Origin of the sequence: Bacillus sp. 95MFCvi2.1, assembly GCF_000374965.1 — a bacterium.
Lineage (GTDB): Bacteria > Bacillota > Bacilli > Bacillales > Bacillaceae_G > Bacillus_A > Bacillus_A pseudomycoides.
The window spans coordinates 165,108-180,826 of the sequence record NZ_KB895694.1; the positions used below are offsets into that span (position 1 = coordinate 165,108).

Annotated in this window: 15 protein-coding genes; all 15 read right to left on the minus strand. The window is 36.3% G+C overall.

All coding sequences use genetic code 11. The features are described from left to right. Window positions 1-41: 41 nt before the first annotated feature. A complete protein-coding gene (locus C568_RS0109810; protein ID WP_018781384.1) occupies window positions 42-1,805 on the minus strand; it encodes a SulP family inorganic anion transporter in 1,764 nt (587 codons plus the stop codon). A gap of 137 nt (window positions 1,806-1,942) precedes the next feature. Continuing rightward, the gene (locus C568_RS0109815) at window positions 1,943-2,383 is read right to left on the minus strand and encodes a hypothetical protein (RefSeq protein WP_006094540.1); all 441 of its coding nucleotides are present in this window, start codon (window positions 2,381-2,383) and stop codon (window positions 1,943-1,945) included. A 1-nt stretch (window position 2,384) separates the two neighbouring features. After that, window positions 2,385-2,738 (minus strand): ArsR/SmtB family transcription factor, encoded by a 354-nt coding sequence (locus C568_RS0109820; RefSeq protein WP_003196899.1) that lies wholly within the window; start codon window positions 2,736-2,738, stop codon window positions 2,385-2,387. 554 nt (window positions 2,739-3,292) lie between these two features. Then, the gene (locus C568_RS0109825) at window positions 3,293-3,514 is read right to left on the minus strand and encodes a hypothetical protein (RefSeq protein WP_006094539.1); all 222 of its coding nucleotides are present in this window, start codon (window positions 3,512-3,514) and stop codon (window positions 3,293-3,295) included. 32 nt (window positions 3,515-3,546) lie between these two features. Next, a complete protein-coding gene (locus C568_RS0109830; protein ID WP_018781385.1) occupies window positions 3,547-4,632 on the minus strand; it encodes a P-loop NTPase in 1,086 nt (361 codons plus the stop codon). A gap of 50 nt (window positions 4,633-4,682) precedes the next feature. Beyond that, window positions 4,683-4,919, minus strand: a complete 237-nt coding sequence (gene moaD, locus C568_RS0109835; protein WP_018765405.1) for a molybdopterin converting factor subunit 1 — start codon at window positions 4,917-4,919, stop codon at window positions 4,683-4,685. A gap of 4 nt (window positions 4,920-4,923) precedes the next feature. Further along, the gene (locus C568_RS0109840) at window positions 4,924-5,388 is read right to left on the minus strand and encodes a molybdenum cofactor biosynthesis protein MoaE (protein ID WP_018781386.1); all 465 of its coding nucleotides are present in this window, start codon (window positions 5,386-5,388) and stop codon (window positions 4,924-4,926) included. A gap of 170 nt (window positions 5,389-5,558) precedes the next feature. Then, a complete protein-coding gene (locus C568_RS0109845) occupies window positions 5,559-6,854 on the minus strand; it encodes a molybdopterin molybdotransferase MoeA (protein WP_029427103.1) in 1,296 nt (431 codons plus the stop codon). A 20-nt stretch (window positions 6,855-6,874) separates the two neighbouring features. Further along, window positions 6,875-7,891: a molybdopterin-synthase adenylyltransferase MoeB gene (locus tag C568_RS0109850; protein ID WP_018781388.1), complete on the minus strand. Its 1,017-nt coding sequence runs from the start codon at window positions 7,889-7,891 to the stop codon at window positions 6,875-6,877. Between the two features lie 63 nt (window positions 7,892-7,954). Next, window positions 7,955-8,749, minus strand: a complete 795-nt coding sequence (locus tag C568_RS0109855) for a formate/nitrite transporter family protein (RefSeq protein ID WP_029427105.1) — start codon at window positions 8,747-8,749, stop codon at window positions 7,955-7,957. Between the two features lie 215 nt (window positions 8,750-8,964). Continuing rightward, the gene (moaA, locus tag C568_RS0109860) at window positions 8,965-9,981 is read right to left on the minus strand and encodes a GTP 3',8-cyclase MoaA (protein WP_018781389.1); all 1,017 of its coding nucleotides are present in this window, start codon (window positions 9,979-9,981) and stop codon (window positions 8,965-8,967) included. A 44-nt stretch (window positions 9,982-10,025) separates the two neighbouring features. Continuing rightward, the gene (gene fdhD / locus C568_RS0109865) at window positions 10,026-10,823 is read right to left on the minus strand and encodes a formate dehydrogenase accessory sulfurtransferase FdhD (RefSeq protein WP_018765399.1); all 798 of its coding nucleotides are present in this window, start codon (window positions 10,821-10,823) and stop codon (window positions 10,026-10,028) included. A gap of 16 nt (window positions 10,824-10,839) precedes the next feature. Continuing rightward, a complete protein-coding gene (locus C568_RS0109870) occupies window positions 10,840-11,184 on the minus strand; it encodes a DUF2294 domain-containing protein (protein ID WP_000041501.1) in 345 nt (114 codons plus the stop codon). Window positions 11,185-11,363: 179 nt separating this feature from the next. Continuing rightward, a complete protein-coding gene (locus tag C568_RS0109875; protein ID WP_006094531.1) occupies window positions 11,364-11,846 on the minus strand; it encodes a DUF1641 domain-containing protein in 483 nt (160 codons plus the stop codon). 15 nt (window positions 11,847-11,861) lie between these two features. Further along, window positions 11,862-14,801 (minus strand): formate dehydrogenase subunit alpha, encoded by a 2,940-nt coding sequence (gene fdhF / locus C568_RS0109880; RefSeq protein WP_018781390.1) that lies wholly within the window; start codon window positions 14,799-14,801, stop codon window positions 11,862-11,864. Window positions 14,802-15,719: the final 918 nt, after the last annotated feature.

A 15,719-nucleotide genomic window follows, 5' to 3' on the forward strand; every position in this document is an offset into this window, starting at 1 on the left:
TTTATTCTCCTTTATATCCATGATTTATAATACATTTCTTCTTAAAAATCTAGTGCATTAGCTTTATTATTTATTGTATTCCCTTCCTGGGATTGCTGAGAAAGCCCGGTACATTCACGAAAAGCGAAATGCTTACACCCTATACATTTTTTCGTATTTAAATGCTCTAGAGCGTAGTTAATCGCTTCTCCTGTATGATCAAAAAAGTTTTCTTCTCCAATCTCAGCGTATAATCCATTCTTGTCTAGAGTTGTTTTTAACTCTGATTGAACTCCCGAAATGAGAAGTACGCCACCTTGTTTTTTAAAATGCTGGACAATATTCCTAAAGTATGATTCTCCTGTTGTATCAATAAAAGGAACTTTTCCCATACGTAAAATTAAAACTTTAGGTTTATAATGAATGGTTGCTAAAATGTTTTGTTCAAACGTCTGAGCAGCACCAAAAAATAACGGACCTTCTATTGTATAAATACTAATTTGCGGACAATCATGAGCTTTACTTACCACATGTGGTAGCAATTTTTCGTTCTTTTGTGTGTGATCAGGAAGCACTTTAGATATAACGAGCATATTGCTCATACGTTTTGTAAACAAAATAATAGCTAAAATAAGACCGATTTCCACAGCAGTTGTCAAACTAGTAAATACAGTGAGTAAAAAAGTTACAAGTAATACCAGGGAATCCCCTGTCTTCATTTTCAGTATGTGAACAAAGTGTTTTTGCTCACTCATATTCCAAGCTACTACCATTAAAATGGGAGCCATACTAGCAAGAGGAATATGCGAAGCATATGGAGCTAACAATAGAAGCGTAAATAACACAAATCCCCCATGAATCACACCTGACATCGGAGATATGGCTCCACTTTTGATATTGGTTGCTGTGCGAGCAATCGCTCCAGTTGCAGGAATCCCTCCAAATAACGGTGTAACAATATTAGCAATACCCTGACCAAACAGTTCTTTATTACTGTTGTGTTTACTATTTGTCATACCATCTGCTACGACAGCAGATAAAAGGGATTCAATACCACCCAGCATTGCAATAACAAATGCTGGACCAATTAACTGTTGTATCCGCTCTAATGTAACTTCTGGTATACCAAAATGAGGAAGTGTATTTGGAATCGTACCATATGCTGTGCCAATAGTAGGTATATGCCCTGAGAAAAATATAATTGCAATTACAGTTGAAACTATAATCCCTACTAATGAACCTGGTACTTTTGGAAAAATTTTTGGTGTTATAAGTATAGTGAACAAACAAATCAAGGCAGTTAAAACACTGTAAAAATTAGTAGTATCAATATGAGTAAAGATTTCTTTTAAGTTCGCTATAAATTCTTCATGTTTTTTGATACCCGTTAAACCTAAGAAACTGGAAATTTGTCCTGTAAAGATAATGACAGCAATACCTGACGTAAAGCCAATTGTTACAGGACGCGGAATAAACTTAATTAAAGATCCTAGCTTAAAAATCCCCATAAGACATAAGATAATTCCAGCTAATAAACCAGCAAGTAGTAAATCTTCATACCCATAGGTAATAACAATCCCTAAAAGAATAGGAACAAAAGCACCTGTAGGTCCTCCTATTTGATACTTTGAACCACCAAATAGCGAAATGAGTATCCCGGCAATACATGTTGTATAAATCCCATACTCCGGCTTAACACCAGAGGCTATAGCAAAAGACATTGCAAGTGGAATCGCGACAACTCCTACAATCATTCCAGAAAGAAGATCCTTTTGAAAATGTCCCAATGAATATCCTTCAAATCTTCCTGTAAATAACCCTTTCATTACAAACCCTTCTTTTCTATTTTTAATAAATCTAATTTCTTCTGAAAGAATATTTTCTTTTGATAAATTTGAATCCTAAATGTATGTTTCATACTTTTGTACAAGAGTTCTTTATCTCGTTACAAGAAAATATCAGCCTAGTATTGGCTATACGTTTTGCTTAAATGTCGTTCTAATTTCCCTATGTCTCCACCTTCTTGCATGTAGGATTTTAACCTTTCTGCTAAAAGTAATCCATCTCGATTATTTAATTTTTTCATATCTATAAACGATGTAACCTTTACTATATCTGGGGTAATATCTCTACGAAACATTTGTCCTGGAACTTCATTCCAGAAACGATTCCACTCGTCCAATATTCCGATTTGATCAAATAAAAAACATTGCATCCCACATAGCCAAGCTGTGCAAGCTGTATTTCTCTTTTGACATCCTACTCCTTCTTGCAAATGTTCGCATAAAAAACAACAAGAATTCCCACTTTCAATACAAACTTTACAAACGTGATGAGCTCCTATTGAGCGAAATAGTTCCATTCCGTATTGAATAATATCCTCTTTCTTAACTTCAATACTCAATCTAATCCTCCTTACTCATCACTTCACGTTCTGTTTCATCCAACTCTTCTAACATTGAAATTGTATCGATTAAATGGTTGTTAAAAATTTTCTTAGCAACTACCAGTAAATCCACAATCATAGGATCTCGCAAGGAATATAAAACTCGTTTTCCATCTTTCGTACCAACAACAATGTTCTTTGAGCGTAGTACACTAAGTTGTTGAGAAACAGCTGAACCTTCTTTATTAAGAATCGTTTGCATTTCATTTACGCTTTTTTCGCCCTCTGATAATAATTCAAGAATACCTATTCGCAAAGGATGTGATAAGGCTTTAAAAAAATCAGCTTTAAATTGTTGCATTTCGTTTCCCATTCAAACGCCTCCGTTATTTATCCTTAATTTGAAAAATCATCATATACATCTTCAAATGTTTGAATATGTATATGATACTTCTAAAACTTACAAGTTTCAATATAAATTTTGAAACTTTAAAAACCTAACTGTTTTTTGTACCAGAACAAAGTTCCTTATTTTAATTCGATAAGGTTTTTAGTATTAGTTTGATAGGAATTGAGACAAACAATTTATCCATTATTTTCTTTTAAATCATTGCGTCTATTCTCATTTATAATTCCCTCTGCGTGAAATATTTCAAACGAAAAAACCTCGCATCCTTAATGATGTGAAGTTTTAAAATGAGGACAGTATATATTCAAATTTGACTTTGCCACGTTTCTTCTATCCTCATTTGTTGCCTAACAAGAAAAGCATGACATTTCGCTGTCATGCTTTTTTCATGCATTTTATAATAACTCATTTAGTAAAAAAATTTTTTATCTTTTACTTTTTGATATCCATAAGATTCACCCTTTCCGAAAAGCTAACTAAAGAAAACACAAGTTAAATACTGCTGTAAATTCTATTAATTAACTTATAAGTAACATTAATTTTTCATTTCTTTTCTCCCGTTCTTCTTTAGCTGCTAGGTCGTACTTTTTTAAAAGGTGAAATATTTCATTTAATATTTTCTGTGAATGATTGCTTTTTAGAAATTCATGTAAGTCTTTAACCAAAAATTCGGATAAAAAATATTGCTGCGTTTCAAGTTTATTGATTACATCTTCAAAAGAATGATCTATATTACACATTCTATTAAAATCCCTCCTTATATCCCTCTCTTTTAAAAGTTCCGTTCTTTTACTATGTTGCTATTTAATTTCCATTTGTAGATAAGATCTTGAGCTAAAGATGTAAACATCTCTCCAACAAGCGAATCTTCGTCATATACGGACGAACCTTTATTTTCTTCAGGCTTTGCAAAAGGTATTTGTCCCATCACTTCTGTTTGCAGTTGTTCTGCTAACATTTCGCCGCCACCCTTCCCAAAGAGATAATTCCTTGAACCATCTTGTTCCTCATAATATGCCATATTCTCAACGATACCTAAAATATCGTGTTTTGTATGCTTTGCCATTACCCCTACTCTGGAAGCAACAAACGAAGCTACACTATGAGGAGTCGTAACTATAATTTCCTTCGCATGAGGAATCATCGCAGCCACATCAATCGCGACATCTCCTGTGCCAGGAGGCAAATCAAGAAGAAGGTAATCTAATTCTCCCCAATGAGTATTGGCAATGAAATTTTGAATCCATTTGTTTAACATTGGCCCTCGCCACATAACTGGGTTATTACCCTCTGTAAAAAATCCCATTGACATAATTTTAACGTCGTGGCTAACGACCGGAATCGCTGTCTGATCTATCATTATTGGCTTTTGATTAGCTTCCATCATAGCAGGGATACTGAATCCATATATATCTGCATCTAAAATCCCAACCTTTTTCCCCATACGGGCTAAAGCAGTAGCAAGGTTAATCGTCACAGTTGATTTTCCGACTCCACCTTTTCCACTTGTCACAGCAATAAAACGTACACCTGAATCTGATCGCAATATACTAGGCATGCCGGTTTCCGTTCTAGAATTTTTCTTTAAAGTTTCTGTTAATGCAGCCCGTTCTTCCGGTGTCATGGAGCCGAAAGTCAAAGACACCTTAGAGGCTCCAATGTTCCGAAGAGAGTCTTCAATATCTTGTTGAATTTTTGCCTTTAATGGACAACCTTGAATCGTTAAAATAACTTCAAGGTAAATATGTGTGCCCTCAATTTGAATATTTCTTACCATGTTTAATTCCACGATACTTTTGTGCAACTCTGGATCCTGAACATGGCTTAGAACTTTCATAATTTGTTCATGAGTAAGCATAAATCTCAGTCCTTTTCATTTTTATTTGATAATTTTTAGTACAAACAACATTATCCTCCACTTACAGGTGGGATAAACGCAACGTTATCTCCGGATTTTACAATATGTTCGTCAGTTACAAATTCTTCGTTGATAGCCACCATGACTCTATCCAACGATTGTAAATGATAACTATCTTTAAGCCATTCTTTTAATTGATGAACACTAATCTTTTGTTTTTCTATTATTACTAATTGGTCTGAGCCGACTTCCTCTCGCAAATTTGCGAACAGTAAAATTGTAATCATCTTCTCACTCTTCCTTCTTTGGTTCCCCTTCCGGGTACGGCGTATTTTCAAGCTGATCTCCAATCCACTTTGTTCCATCTTCCCAAAATTCTTTTTTCCAAATTGGGACGATTTGTTTTATGCGTTCAATTGCGTATTCATTCGCTTCATAGGCAACTTTACGATGCGGCGACGACACTGCAATTACAACTGCAATATCCATTATTTCTAGTCGTCCCACTCGATGTATAATTGCTATCTTTGCACCCGGCCAACTCTTCTTAATTTCTTCACCAATTTGAGTAAGCATTTTTATTGCCATTGGTTTATACGCTTCATACTCTAAATGCAAAGTTCTTTTTCCCTTTGTCAATTCTCTTACTGTTCCAATAAAAGTTGTAATGGCACCTGCTTCTCTTCTTGCTACCTTATTCGTTACTTCTTCGACTAAAATAGGCGTATCTACAATTTCAAATAATACTTGTCCCATCAACATGATCCTCCTCTTGTTTTAAAGCTCTATTATTTATCCCGCTATTTGCGTGCAGTAAGACTCCACCTCAAAACTCAGCGAAAACAAAAAGGTTATGTGGGAGATCAACTGCCCGTAAAAGCCTGATTGGTTCAACTAATAATCAGTGGGGGGCCATCCCCCACTGATTAAAGTTTCACTTTATAGGATGGAATAATATTGATCCAAGGCCATTCACTGCCTTGATTATCTTCTAATAAGAGAACCTCTACGAACATCCCTTTCTTATATCCTCTTGTACCGCCTGGGAGTACGATAAAAGCATTTGATTCAGCTAATGAAGAAACCGCACTAGACTTATCAAACCCTGATGGATAGGCGATTACTTGTCCTTCGTTATATTTGAGCTTTGCTCGTACAAACCTTGTAAATGGATTAGGTTTTAAAAAATCTTCTCCTAGTAATGCTTTTTCTTTTTTTAAATGTGGCTTTTCACTAAACATATAGGTACGAATGCTAGGTCTTACGAATAACTCAAAGCCTACATAACAAGCAGAAGGATTACCTGATAACCCAAATAATAGTTTTTTATTTAATTGTGCTACGGTCGTGACGCTACCTGGCCGCATTGCAACTTTGTTAAAAAGAACCGATACCCCTAATTTTTCGTATATAGCTGGCAAATAATCATAATCCCCTACCGAAACACCACCTGTTGTGATTAACATATCCACTTGACTTAACGCTTCTTTTACGGCTGCGTGGCACGTATCAAAATCGTCACTAAACTTACCAAAGTATTTCACTCTTCCCCCTGCTCTTCGAATTTGGGACAATATCATGTACGTATTACTATTTCGAATTTTCCCAGGTTGTAGTAATTCATTTACATCAAGAAGCTCACTCCCAGTCGCCAATACTCCAACTACAGGCTTTTTTGCAACTGGCACTTCGCTGTAACCAAATGTAGCAAGGAGAGCTGAAATACCTGGATTAATGTAAGAACCTCTCTTCGCAAGAATTGTCCCTTTACGTGTATCTTCACCTTGACAGGAAATATTTTCTCCTTTTTTGAATGAGCGTTTCACTTCCATATAGGCTTTACCGACATCCTCATATTGACGGGTCAGTTCCAGCATCACAACTACATTACATCCTTTTGGAATTTGTGCCCCCGTCATGATTCGAACTGCTTGAAATTGACCTACCTCTTGAGGAAATATGGAACCTGCCCCAATTTCGCCAATTACTTCGAACAAAATTGGATTCTCATAACTTGCCCAGGCAGTATCTTCTGCCCTAATAGCAAATCCATCATATGGTGAGCGATCGAAGGAAGGAACATCATGATCAGCTATTAAATCCTCTGCTAATGTACGCCCATAAGCTAGTTCAAGTGGCAGTAGTTCTTTTAAACCACGATTGGCAAATTCCATTACTTTATGGACGGCCTCTCCAAATGCAATCGGTATTCTTTTTTCCATCATTCCCCTCACTCCTTCTGTTATCCTAATAAACGATAGTATATTTGTTTCGCTTTTTGAATTTCATTTGTCCCGTGAATAAATACACGACCATCTTGAAAAATGACCACACGATAATCCTCTAGTTGGCAAGATAACAAATACGGGTTTTGATCTACTTTCCCGTGTTTTTTTAGTTGTTTTTCTAACTGGTCAAAGTTGTAACAACTATTATGCATCGGTCTAATTTGAATCGTATTTCTTCCGCATAAAACAACTGTCTTTGTTTGATTTTCATAAGATAAATAAGGATAAGTTCTATGCGGTCCGCACGAAGGACAATTGTCCGCTTTTATTTTTCCTAGTTTGATAGAATGATGTTGATTACTCCATATATCAAACATTAAAAAAGTTTTTCTAATTGCTGCGAAATCTTCCACTAAAATTTTGAATGCTTCTGTCACTTGATATGCTGCCACTATTTGGACAGCGGGACTAATAATTCCAACTGTGTCACACGTCGCTCCTGTAACTGGAACACTTTTAAGTACACAATGTAAGCACGGTGTTTTCTTTGGAATAATCGTATAGCTCATGCCATACCCCCCGACACAAGAACCATAAATCCACGGAATATCATATTTTTGTGATAGATCATTTATCACAAATCGAATATCAAAATTATCTGTTGCATCAATGATTATATCGACATCGCCTAACAAAGCTTCCATATCTTCTATTCTTGCATCCATCACGAAAGCATTAATCTGTACCTCTGAATTGATTTGTTTCAACCGATTTTGAGCTGCAATTGCTTTTGGTAATTTTTCTATCGCATCTTGTTCAACATAAAGCTGTTGCCGCTGTAAATTACTCCATTCTACATAATCACGATCAATAATCGTTAATTTTCCAATACCTGCACGTACAAATGCCTCTGCACTTGCACTTCCTAATGCACCTGCCCCCACAATCAACACATGCTTATTTCTAATCTTCTCTTGTCCTTTACTTCCAATAGGAGTGAACAACTGTTGACGTGAATACCGCTCTATCATTAGATAGCCTTCCTTTCATGTACATACTCATCATTTAATTAAAAAAACATGCTTCATATTCGATCATTTTCTCAATACATCTTTCTCTGTAGCACTTTGTTTCTGATAACAAGAAAAATAAGCAAACCCAACAAATCCAGCTCCACCAATTACATTTCCGATAAAGACAGGAACAAAGTTTTTAGCAAGATCCATCCACGTAAGATGACCAGCAAAAATAACTGCTGAAATAACAAACATATTTGCTACTACTTGCTGAAATCCAATTACTACAAAGGCCATAATCGGAATCCAAATTCCAACAATCTTTCCAATCAAATCGTTCGTTCCATAAGCTAACCAAATCGCAAGGCAAACGAGCCAGTTACAACCAATTGCTAAAATTAACGTTCTCCCAAACGATTCATGTAACTTATCTTGAGCTATCGCGATCGTTTTATTTAAATACGCCCCCTCTGTTAGCCCGCCAAGGTGGCCGAAACAATAAGCTACGAAAAGTGCACCGACAAAGTTAGTTAAAGTTATCCAAACCCAGTTATTCAACACATTTTTCAATGAAATTTTTCGTGCATAAAGTGCCATGGACAGTGACATCATGTTTCCCGTAATTAATTCTCCTCCTGCTAAGACTACGAGCATAAGACCTATAGGAAAAACCGCTCCTCCTATAAAATTTACTAAACTTCCCCATTGCTGAGGTACATTGCCTAGAACGCGAATATTAAGCAAAAATCCTAACGAAATGAATGCTCCTCCTAAAAATCCAAGAATAAGCATTGCGGATAGCGATTGCCTTACCTTTTGAACACCGGATTCAATCACAAGCTCAGCGATTTGTTCCGGTTTATGAAATGACATAACCAATTCCTCCATTTTTCCAATTAAAAAAGCAGCTTCAAAAACCCTTAACATAATAAGGGTTTTTGAATGCTGCTTAATCTCCCTGCATTTCTCTTACAGAGATATCAATCATCACTTTTACTATACAATAGAAAATCTGCAAAACTTGCACACTTTCCACTACTTACTTTAACAAAAAGAAGCTACGAACAGCCTTCTTTCATAGTGATTTCTCAACCACCAATATGCGACATTTCAATTTTCGGTAATGCTTTTTTATTTGTATTACTTAACCGTTCATCTGAATAGCGATCTGAACGATTATTCCAAATGTCACGAATAACATCAGTAATCTCCTCATCGGTATATCCAGAGCGAAGTAATTCTCTAAGATCATTTCCTTTAGAAGCAAACAAACAAGTATATAATTTTCCTTCTGCAGAAATACGAGCTCTTGTACATGATGAACAAAAAGAATCTGTTACAGATGAAATAATTCCTATTTCCTCATCGCTACCGATATAACGATAGCGAGTAGCAACTTCACCAGGATAGTTCGCTTCAATTCGTTCAAGCGGCATAACTTTATGAATCATCTCTAATATTTCTTGTTTAGAGACTACCTCGCCTAATTCCCAGCCGTTAAAATTTCCGACATCCATATATTCAATAAACCGAAGAATATGCTTATTCTCTTTAAAGTATTGCGCCATCTGAACGATGTCTTGTTCATTTTTTCCTTTTTGAACAACCATGTTCATTTTAATTTTCATCCCGACTTCCGCTGCAACCTGTATTCCTGCAAGAACCGTTTTTACTTTACTTCTATTCCCATTTAAATAAGAGAAACGCTCTTCGTCTAAAGAATCTAAACTAACTGTCACACGCGATAAACCCGCCTTATATAAATCCGGAGCAAACTTCTTAAGTAGTGATCCATTTGTAGTTAAACCAATATCCTCTACTCCATCAATCTTGTTAAGTCGCTCGATTAATTCAGGAAGGTTTTTCCGAAGTAAAGGCTCTCCCCCAGTAATACGCAACTTTCTTACACCTAAAGAAACGAAAATACGCGCTATCCTTTCAATTTCATCAAAAGATAAAATTTTATCATTAGACAAAAAAGAATAATCACGACCAAATATTTCCTCTGGCATACAATATCGACAGCGAAAATTACAGCGATCGGTAACAGAAATACGTAAATCCTTTAAAGGACGGTGCAATTTGTCTAATGTGACGGATTTCATGTTTATTGCCTCGCTTCTACATATTTTATAATTCCGTACAAGTTTTATTTAATATTTACAACCCGCTCTGGATGAGTATATACATTTAAAGATTGATTCCGAATGAAACCTATTGTAGTAATCCCCAATTCTTCTGCTAGCTGCAATGCTAACTCAGTTGGAGCGGATTTTGACAATATTATTTCACAGCCAATTTTCGCAACTTTCAATAGAATCTCTGAAGATATACGGCCACTAAAAACAATAATTTTATCACCAATAGAAATGTTATTTTTTAAACAATAGCCGTAAATTTTATCTAAAGCATTATGTCTTCCTATATCCATTCGGCTTAAAATAATCCCATTCACATCGCATAAAGCTGCATTATGAACGCCGCCTGTATGTTGAAAAGTAGCCGCAGATTGCTGCATATCATTCATTAATCGAAAACAATCCTGAGTAGTGATCTTTACGCGAATATCATTCATCTTCTTCGCAGTCAGCGCATCGTTTGCGAAAACAAATCCTTGCCTACTCATTCCACAGCATGAAGTAATATAACGCTTATTTTGGATATCACGATAATAAGGATTTATTTTTGTCGTTTTTACATGTACATATCCTTCTTTCTCCTGTACCCATATTTCATCAATATCTTCATACTTTCGGATTATACCTTCAGAGGCTAAAAAGCCTATTACCATATCTTCAATATACTCTGGAGTACTAACCATTGTAACAAATTCCTGTCCGTTAATTTTAACCGTCACTGGAAACTCTGTTACAATGCTGTCCTCTATTTGTTTAAATTCCCCTTGTTCATAACGGAAAATCCCCCGTTCCACCTGTATCGATTTCACGATCAGTATCCTTCTCTCACGTTATATTTTTATCAAAGACAAAGACTGAAACTGCAATATCTTCTTCCACTTTCATATCCGAAAACAGATGAACTAATTTTGCCCCAACAAGTTCCTCCAAATGTTCACGAGAATTGACAGCATAAACCTCCTGAATCATTTTCGTTCGAGCCATATGAACCATTTCCGCACCATCCATAGTTCCCGAAATGAATTTCTCAGTAGGTGTCAAATTTCCATAAAGTGTGGCAATAGCCATATTCTCAGCAAATACAGTATGAATTCGTTCTGGTCCCTTTCCGAACAAATCTTTTCGAAGCTTTCGTATCATATCATTAAATTCATGCACCATTTTTGACATACTCTCATTCCTCCCAGTTAATCAATATTAATTTCCCGAATACTACTTCATCATAAACATTGTAACAAAATGACCTTTTCGTCTAAATTATTCACTCAAATAATTAAACGAAAAGGCTCATCTTTTGGCATTATTTCAAACATGCATACAACATATGAAATAATATTATTGTTGCTTACCTATTCGTCTTTTAACCCTTTACCCATACCTTTTAAGAAATGAAGACCGAATCCGATAGCACGGTTAATATCCGGATCCTTAAGTACCTTCATAAGGTCCAGTATTCCTACTTTTTTATTACTTTGCAGATGCTGATTACCTTCATCCATGCCTGTTAATACACTACCTACAAGCTTTTTAGTAAGTTCCGGATTAAGCTCTGTTAAAGCTCCTGCAGCGCCCAGCATATTATTAATTAAATTTGTAACTGGTTCACGAGTGACTTGTCCTAAAACAATTTTTGCAATTGGTTCTTTCGCTTTAAGCATAGAATTTGCAGCTTCCAGCATCCCAATATCATTCAGTTCACCTACAATATTAAACATTTGATTTAAAGCTTCTTCATTATTAGCTAGAAGTTCTTTTAAACCTTCTAGCTTTTGTTGCTTTTGTTCTTCCTCAGTTAGCCCCTGCTTCTGGATCGCCTTAATAGGTGCTGCCATATTCTTTTCTCCTCCCTAGTTATCCGTTAAATGTACGTATCCTGGACGAGCCCACTTACGATTTACCTCAATCCCATTTTGAGGATGACGCTTTTTGTTACGTGGATTCGCTTTTGGCATCGGATTTTCACCTTCTACTTGTAACACTTCCATACGAACCTTCGTTTGTTTATATGCAGGTGTATTCGTACGTTGATCGACCGCCGGACCAGTTAAGAAATTAATCGCCGATTCTTTATCAGTTGAGTTCATCGGTAAATAAAGCTCATTTTCTTTTACGCGATCCGTTACAAGTGCACGTAATTTAAGTGCTCCAAAAGGAGAAACAAGGCGCACTAACGAACCAGTTTTAACTCCACGTTCTTTTGCAAGTTCTGGAGAAACTTCAACGAATACACCAGGCACTTTCGTTTGAATACCAGTTGATTTATTTGTCATATTACCTTCATGGAAATGTTCAAGCATACGACCATTATTAATGTGAAGATCATATTCCGCTGGGAATTCAGCAGGACGTACCCAATCAGCTAGCGCAAAACGAGCTTTTTTGTCTGGGAAGTTAAATCCATCTTGGAAAAGAAGCGGCGTATTCGTTCCTTCAAAGCTTCCCCAATGGAAACTATTCCAGCCTTCAAGTACTTCATAGTTTGCTTGTGCGAAAAGTGGCGATAAGCTTGCCATTTCAGCAAAGATTTCACTTGGATGACTATAGTTCCAATTTGCGCCTAATTTATTTGCAATCGCTTGTACGATCCACCAATCTGGTTTCGCATCACCTAGCGTTGGAAGAACTTGATATAATCTTTGTACACGACGCTCTGTATTTGTGAAAGTACCTTCTTTTTCAAGAGATGGTGCTGCTGGTAACACTACATCGGCGTATTGAGCAGTTTTAGAAAGGAAAACATCTTGAACGACAAAGAATTCAAGACTTGATAAAACTTCATGTACATGATTTGCGTTAGAGTCTACAAGGGCCATATCCTCCCCAACTAGATACATTGCTTTCATTTTCTCTTCTTCAATTGCGTGAAGCATTTCAATGTTATTAAGACCTGGTGTGTTATCAATTTTCACCCCGTAAGCTATTTCAAATTTCGCACGTTCTACATCGTCAGTAACGTGCTGATATCCTGGAAGCCAGCCTGGGAGAGTTCCCATATCACAAGCACCTTGTACGTTGTTATGACCTCGTAGCGGATATGCACCAGCACCTGGGCGACGATAATTTCCTGTTGCAAGAAGTAAATTTGAAATCGCAGCGGAAGTATCTGAACCACCCGTATTTTGCGTTACACCCATTCCCCAAAGAATACAAGTACCATCTGCGTCACGAATCATTTCTGCCATTCTAACGAGAGTTTCTTTTGAAATGCCTGTAATCTCTTCTGCATATTCAAGCGTATATTCTGCAAGACTATCTTTGAAGTCTTCAAAGAAGTTTACATTCTCGTCGATGAACTGTTGATCATGCCAACCTTGATCAATCATATATTTCGTAACAGCCATTAACCATACTTGATCTGTTCCTTGCTTTGGACTAATAAAGATATCTGAACGCTCTGCCATTTCGGTTTTACGAAGATCTGCAACAATTAGTTTTTGACCGTGAAGTTTATGCGCACTTTTCACACGAGTAGCTAAAACTGGGTGGCCTTCTGTTGGATTTGAACCAACGATAATAACAAGACCTGATTGTGCAATATCTTTAATCGTTCCGGCATCTCCGCCCATACCAATCGTACGGAATAACCCATCTGTTGCTGGTGATTGACAATAACGAGAGCAGTTATCAATGTTGTTCGTTTCGAATACTTGTCGAGCTAATTTTTGAATAACATAGTTGTCTTCATTCGTAATTTTAGAAGAAGAAATAAAACCTACAGAACCACTGCCGTACTCTTGTTTAATAGATCCTAATTTATTTGCCACTAATTCAAGTGCTTCTTCCCAAGTTGATTCAACAAATGTTCCATTTTTACGAATTAAAGGCTTAGTGAGTCGTTCTTCAGAATTTACAAAATCCCAACCAAATTTTCCTTTTACGCAAGTAGAAATTGCATTAACCGGCGCTTCAGAAGTTGGTTGGACTTTAAGAATTTTACGTCCCTTCGTCCACACTTCGAATGAGCACCCTACACCACAAAACGTACATACTGTTTTCGTTTTCTTCGTACGAGTTTCACGCATCGCAGCTTCTACTTCTGATATAGCGAAAATACCACTGTATCCAGGTTCCACTTCTTTTATAAGATCAACCATAGGCTCAAGTATGTCCGGCTTCAGCCCAGTCATAAATCCAGCTTCACCAAGCATCGATTTTTCCATCAAAGCATTACAAGGGCAAATAGTTACACATTGACCGCAGCTAACACATGAAGAATCGTTAATATCCACTCCATCATCCCAAATAACACGAGGACGTTCCGCTTCCCAATCAATAGATAACGTTTCATTTACTTGTAAGTTTTGACACACCTCTACACATTGACCGCACGCAATACACTGATTAGGATCATAGCGATAAAATGGATGAGACATATCAACCTCACTTGTATCTACTTTTGGCTCGTAAGGATATTTTTGATGCTCAATTTCCATTAATTCTGCCGTATTATGCAATTTGCAGTTCCCGTTATTGTTGTCACAGACCGTACAATAAAGTAAATGATTTTCTAATAAGCGATCCATCGCCTCCGTTTGTGCTGCCTTTGCACTAATAGAGGACAACTCAATATTCATACCGTCCGTTGCTACTGCCGAGCAGGATCGCACAAGTTTCCCATCAACTTCTACAATACAAGTATCACATGTTTGAATAGGATCCACTTCAGGCACATAACAGATTTGTGGATGTTCAATCCCGTTCTCATTAATGATGCCTAATATAGTTGAACCGGGCTTAGCACTATATTCTTTGCCGTCAATTGTAATATGAACCATGCTGTCATTCATGGTCTTTCCCCCTTTTTGAGAATAAAAAAACTCCACCACGAAAATATACGCACCGAATTAATAGGTACGCTATCATCATGGTGGAGTAGTTTATTAGCACATCTTGCTAAAATACCAATCCATTTATTCATAAGTAAAATGATAGATTCATAACAGGTCATATCACGATTCCATCTTTAACACTATAATTATAGCGTTTAATCCAAAAATACACAATATAATAATGATAAAAAAGTCACGGCACTCAATGCTCTGACTTGTTTGGATATATTCGTTTAATCACGAAGCCATGCATTGACAAGCATAATTCAACGCATGCTACTGAGCTTTCGGTGAATTAACTTTGCAGTCTCCATCCGTTTCAACATAGGGATAAGTGTTCCTGTATCCAGCCTTCACCGTGCTTTGTTTGCTTTCCCAAAGTACCAGAGGAACAAGATATTACAGATGAGTCAAACTCAGTTCTTTGATAGCTGTAGGACTAATTATTTATTTTTGTTATTCTCGCAATAAAAGTTCACTTAATAATAAGTATTAGCTCACATAAAAAAATAAATGTAACTTAATTTTAAATACACGGTTATTTATTAAGCTAAAGGATTTCTTATAAAAAATCCTCCAGCTTTTTTATAATCATAATTTGAATTAGCAAACTTTGATGAAACATATCTTTGTACAACAAAAAGAAAGCATACATCTGTATTTTATGCAAAGTTATACTTCATATCACACGTTGTTTTATATTAGAATCAACGTGCAATGCTATTTTATTATTTTTTAAATGGCTTTATTATTTGTTAAATACCTTTTTAATTCGTGAACATTAATTCCCCAAATAAAACCTTTGTATAGTTATTCTTATTCTGAATGGCTTATATTGTCTTGACGCAAGATATACGAAAAAAAGCACTCCATCTT

Excerpts from the sequence above, each read along its gene's own strand:
- C568_RS0109855 (WP_029427105.1), bottom strand. The coding sequence starts at position 8,749 with ATGTCATTTCATAAACCGGAACAAATCGCTGAGCTTGTGATTGAATCC.
- C568_RS0109870 (WP_000041501.1), bottom strand. The coding sequence starts at position 11,184 with ATGTCAAAAATGGTGCATGAATTTAATGATATGATACGAAAGCTTCGA.
- C568_RS0109845 (WP_029427103.1), bottom strand. The coding sequence starts at position 6,854 with ATGGAAAAAAGAATACCGATTGCATTTGGAGAGGCCGTCCATAAAGTA.
- C568_RS0109830 (WP_018781385.1), bottom strand. The coding sequence starts at position 4,632 with ATGCTTACTCATGAACAAATTATGAAAGTTCTAAGCCATGTTCAGGAT.
- C568_RS0109850 (WP_018781388.1), bottom strand. The coding sequence starts at position 7,891 with ATGATAGAGCGGTATTCACGTCAACAGTTGTTCACTCCTATTGGAAGT.
- C568_RS0109875 (WP_006094531.1), bottom strand. The coding sequence starts at position 11,846 with ATGGCAGCACCTATTAAGGCGATCCAGAAGCAGGGGCTAACTGAGGAA.
- C568_RS0109840 (WP_018781386.1), bottom strand. The coding sequence starts at position 5,388 with ATGGGACAAGTATTATTTGAAATTGTAGATACGCCTATTTTAGTCGAA.
- C568_RS0109825 (WP_006094539.1), bottom strand. The coding sequence starts at position 3,514 with ATGTGTAATATAGATCATTCTTTTGAAGATGTAATCAATAAACTTGAA.
- C568_RS0109820 (WP_003196899.1), bottom strand. The coding sequence starts at position 2,738 with ATGGGAAACGAAATGCAACAATTTAAAGCTGATTTTTTTAAAGCCTTA.
- C568_RS0109810 (WP_018781384.1), bottom strand. The coding sequence starts at position 1,805 with ATGAAAGGGTTATTTACAGGAAGATTTGAAGGATATTCATTGGGACAT.
- moaD (WP_018765405.1), bottom strand. The coding sequence starts at position 4,919 with ATGATTACAATTTTACTGTTCGCAAATTTGCGAGAGGAAGTCGGCTCA.
- fdhF (WP_018781390.1), bottom strand. The coding sequence starts at position 14,801 with ATGAATGACAGCATGGTTCATATTACAATTGACGGCAAAGAATATAGT.
- moaA (WP_018781389.1), bottom strand. The coding sequence starts at position 9,981 with ATGAAATCCGTCACATTAGACAAATTGCACCGTCCTTTAAAGGATTTA.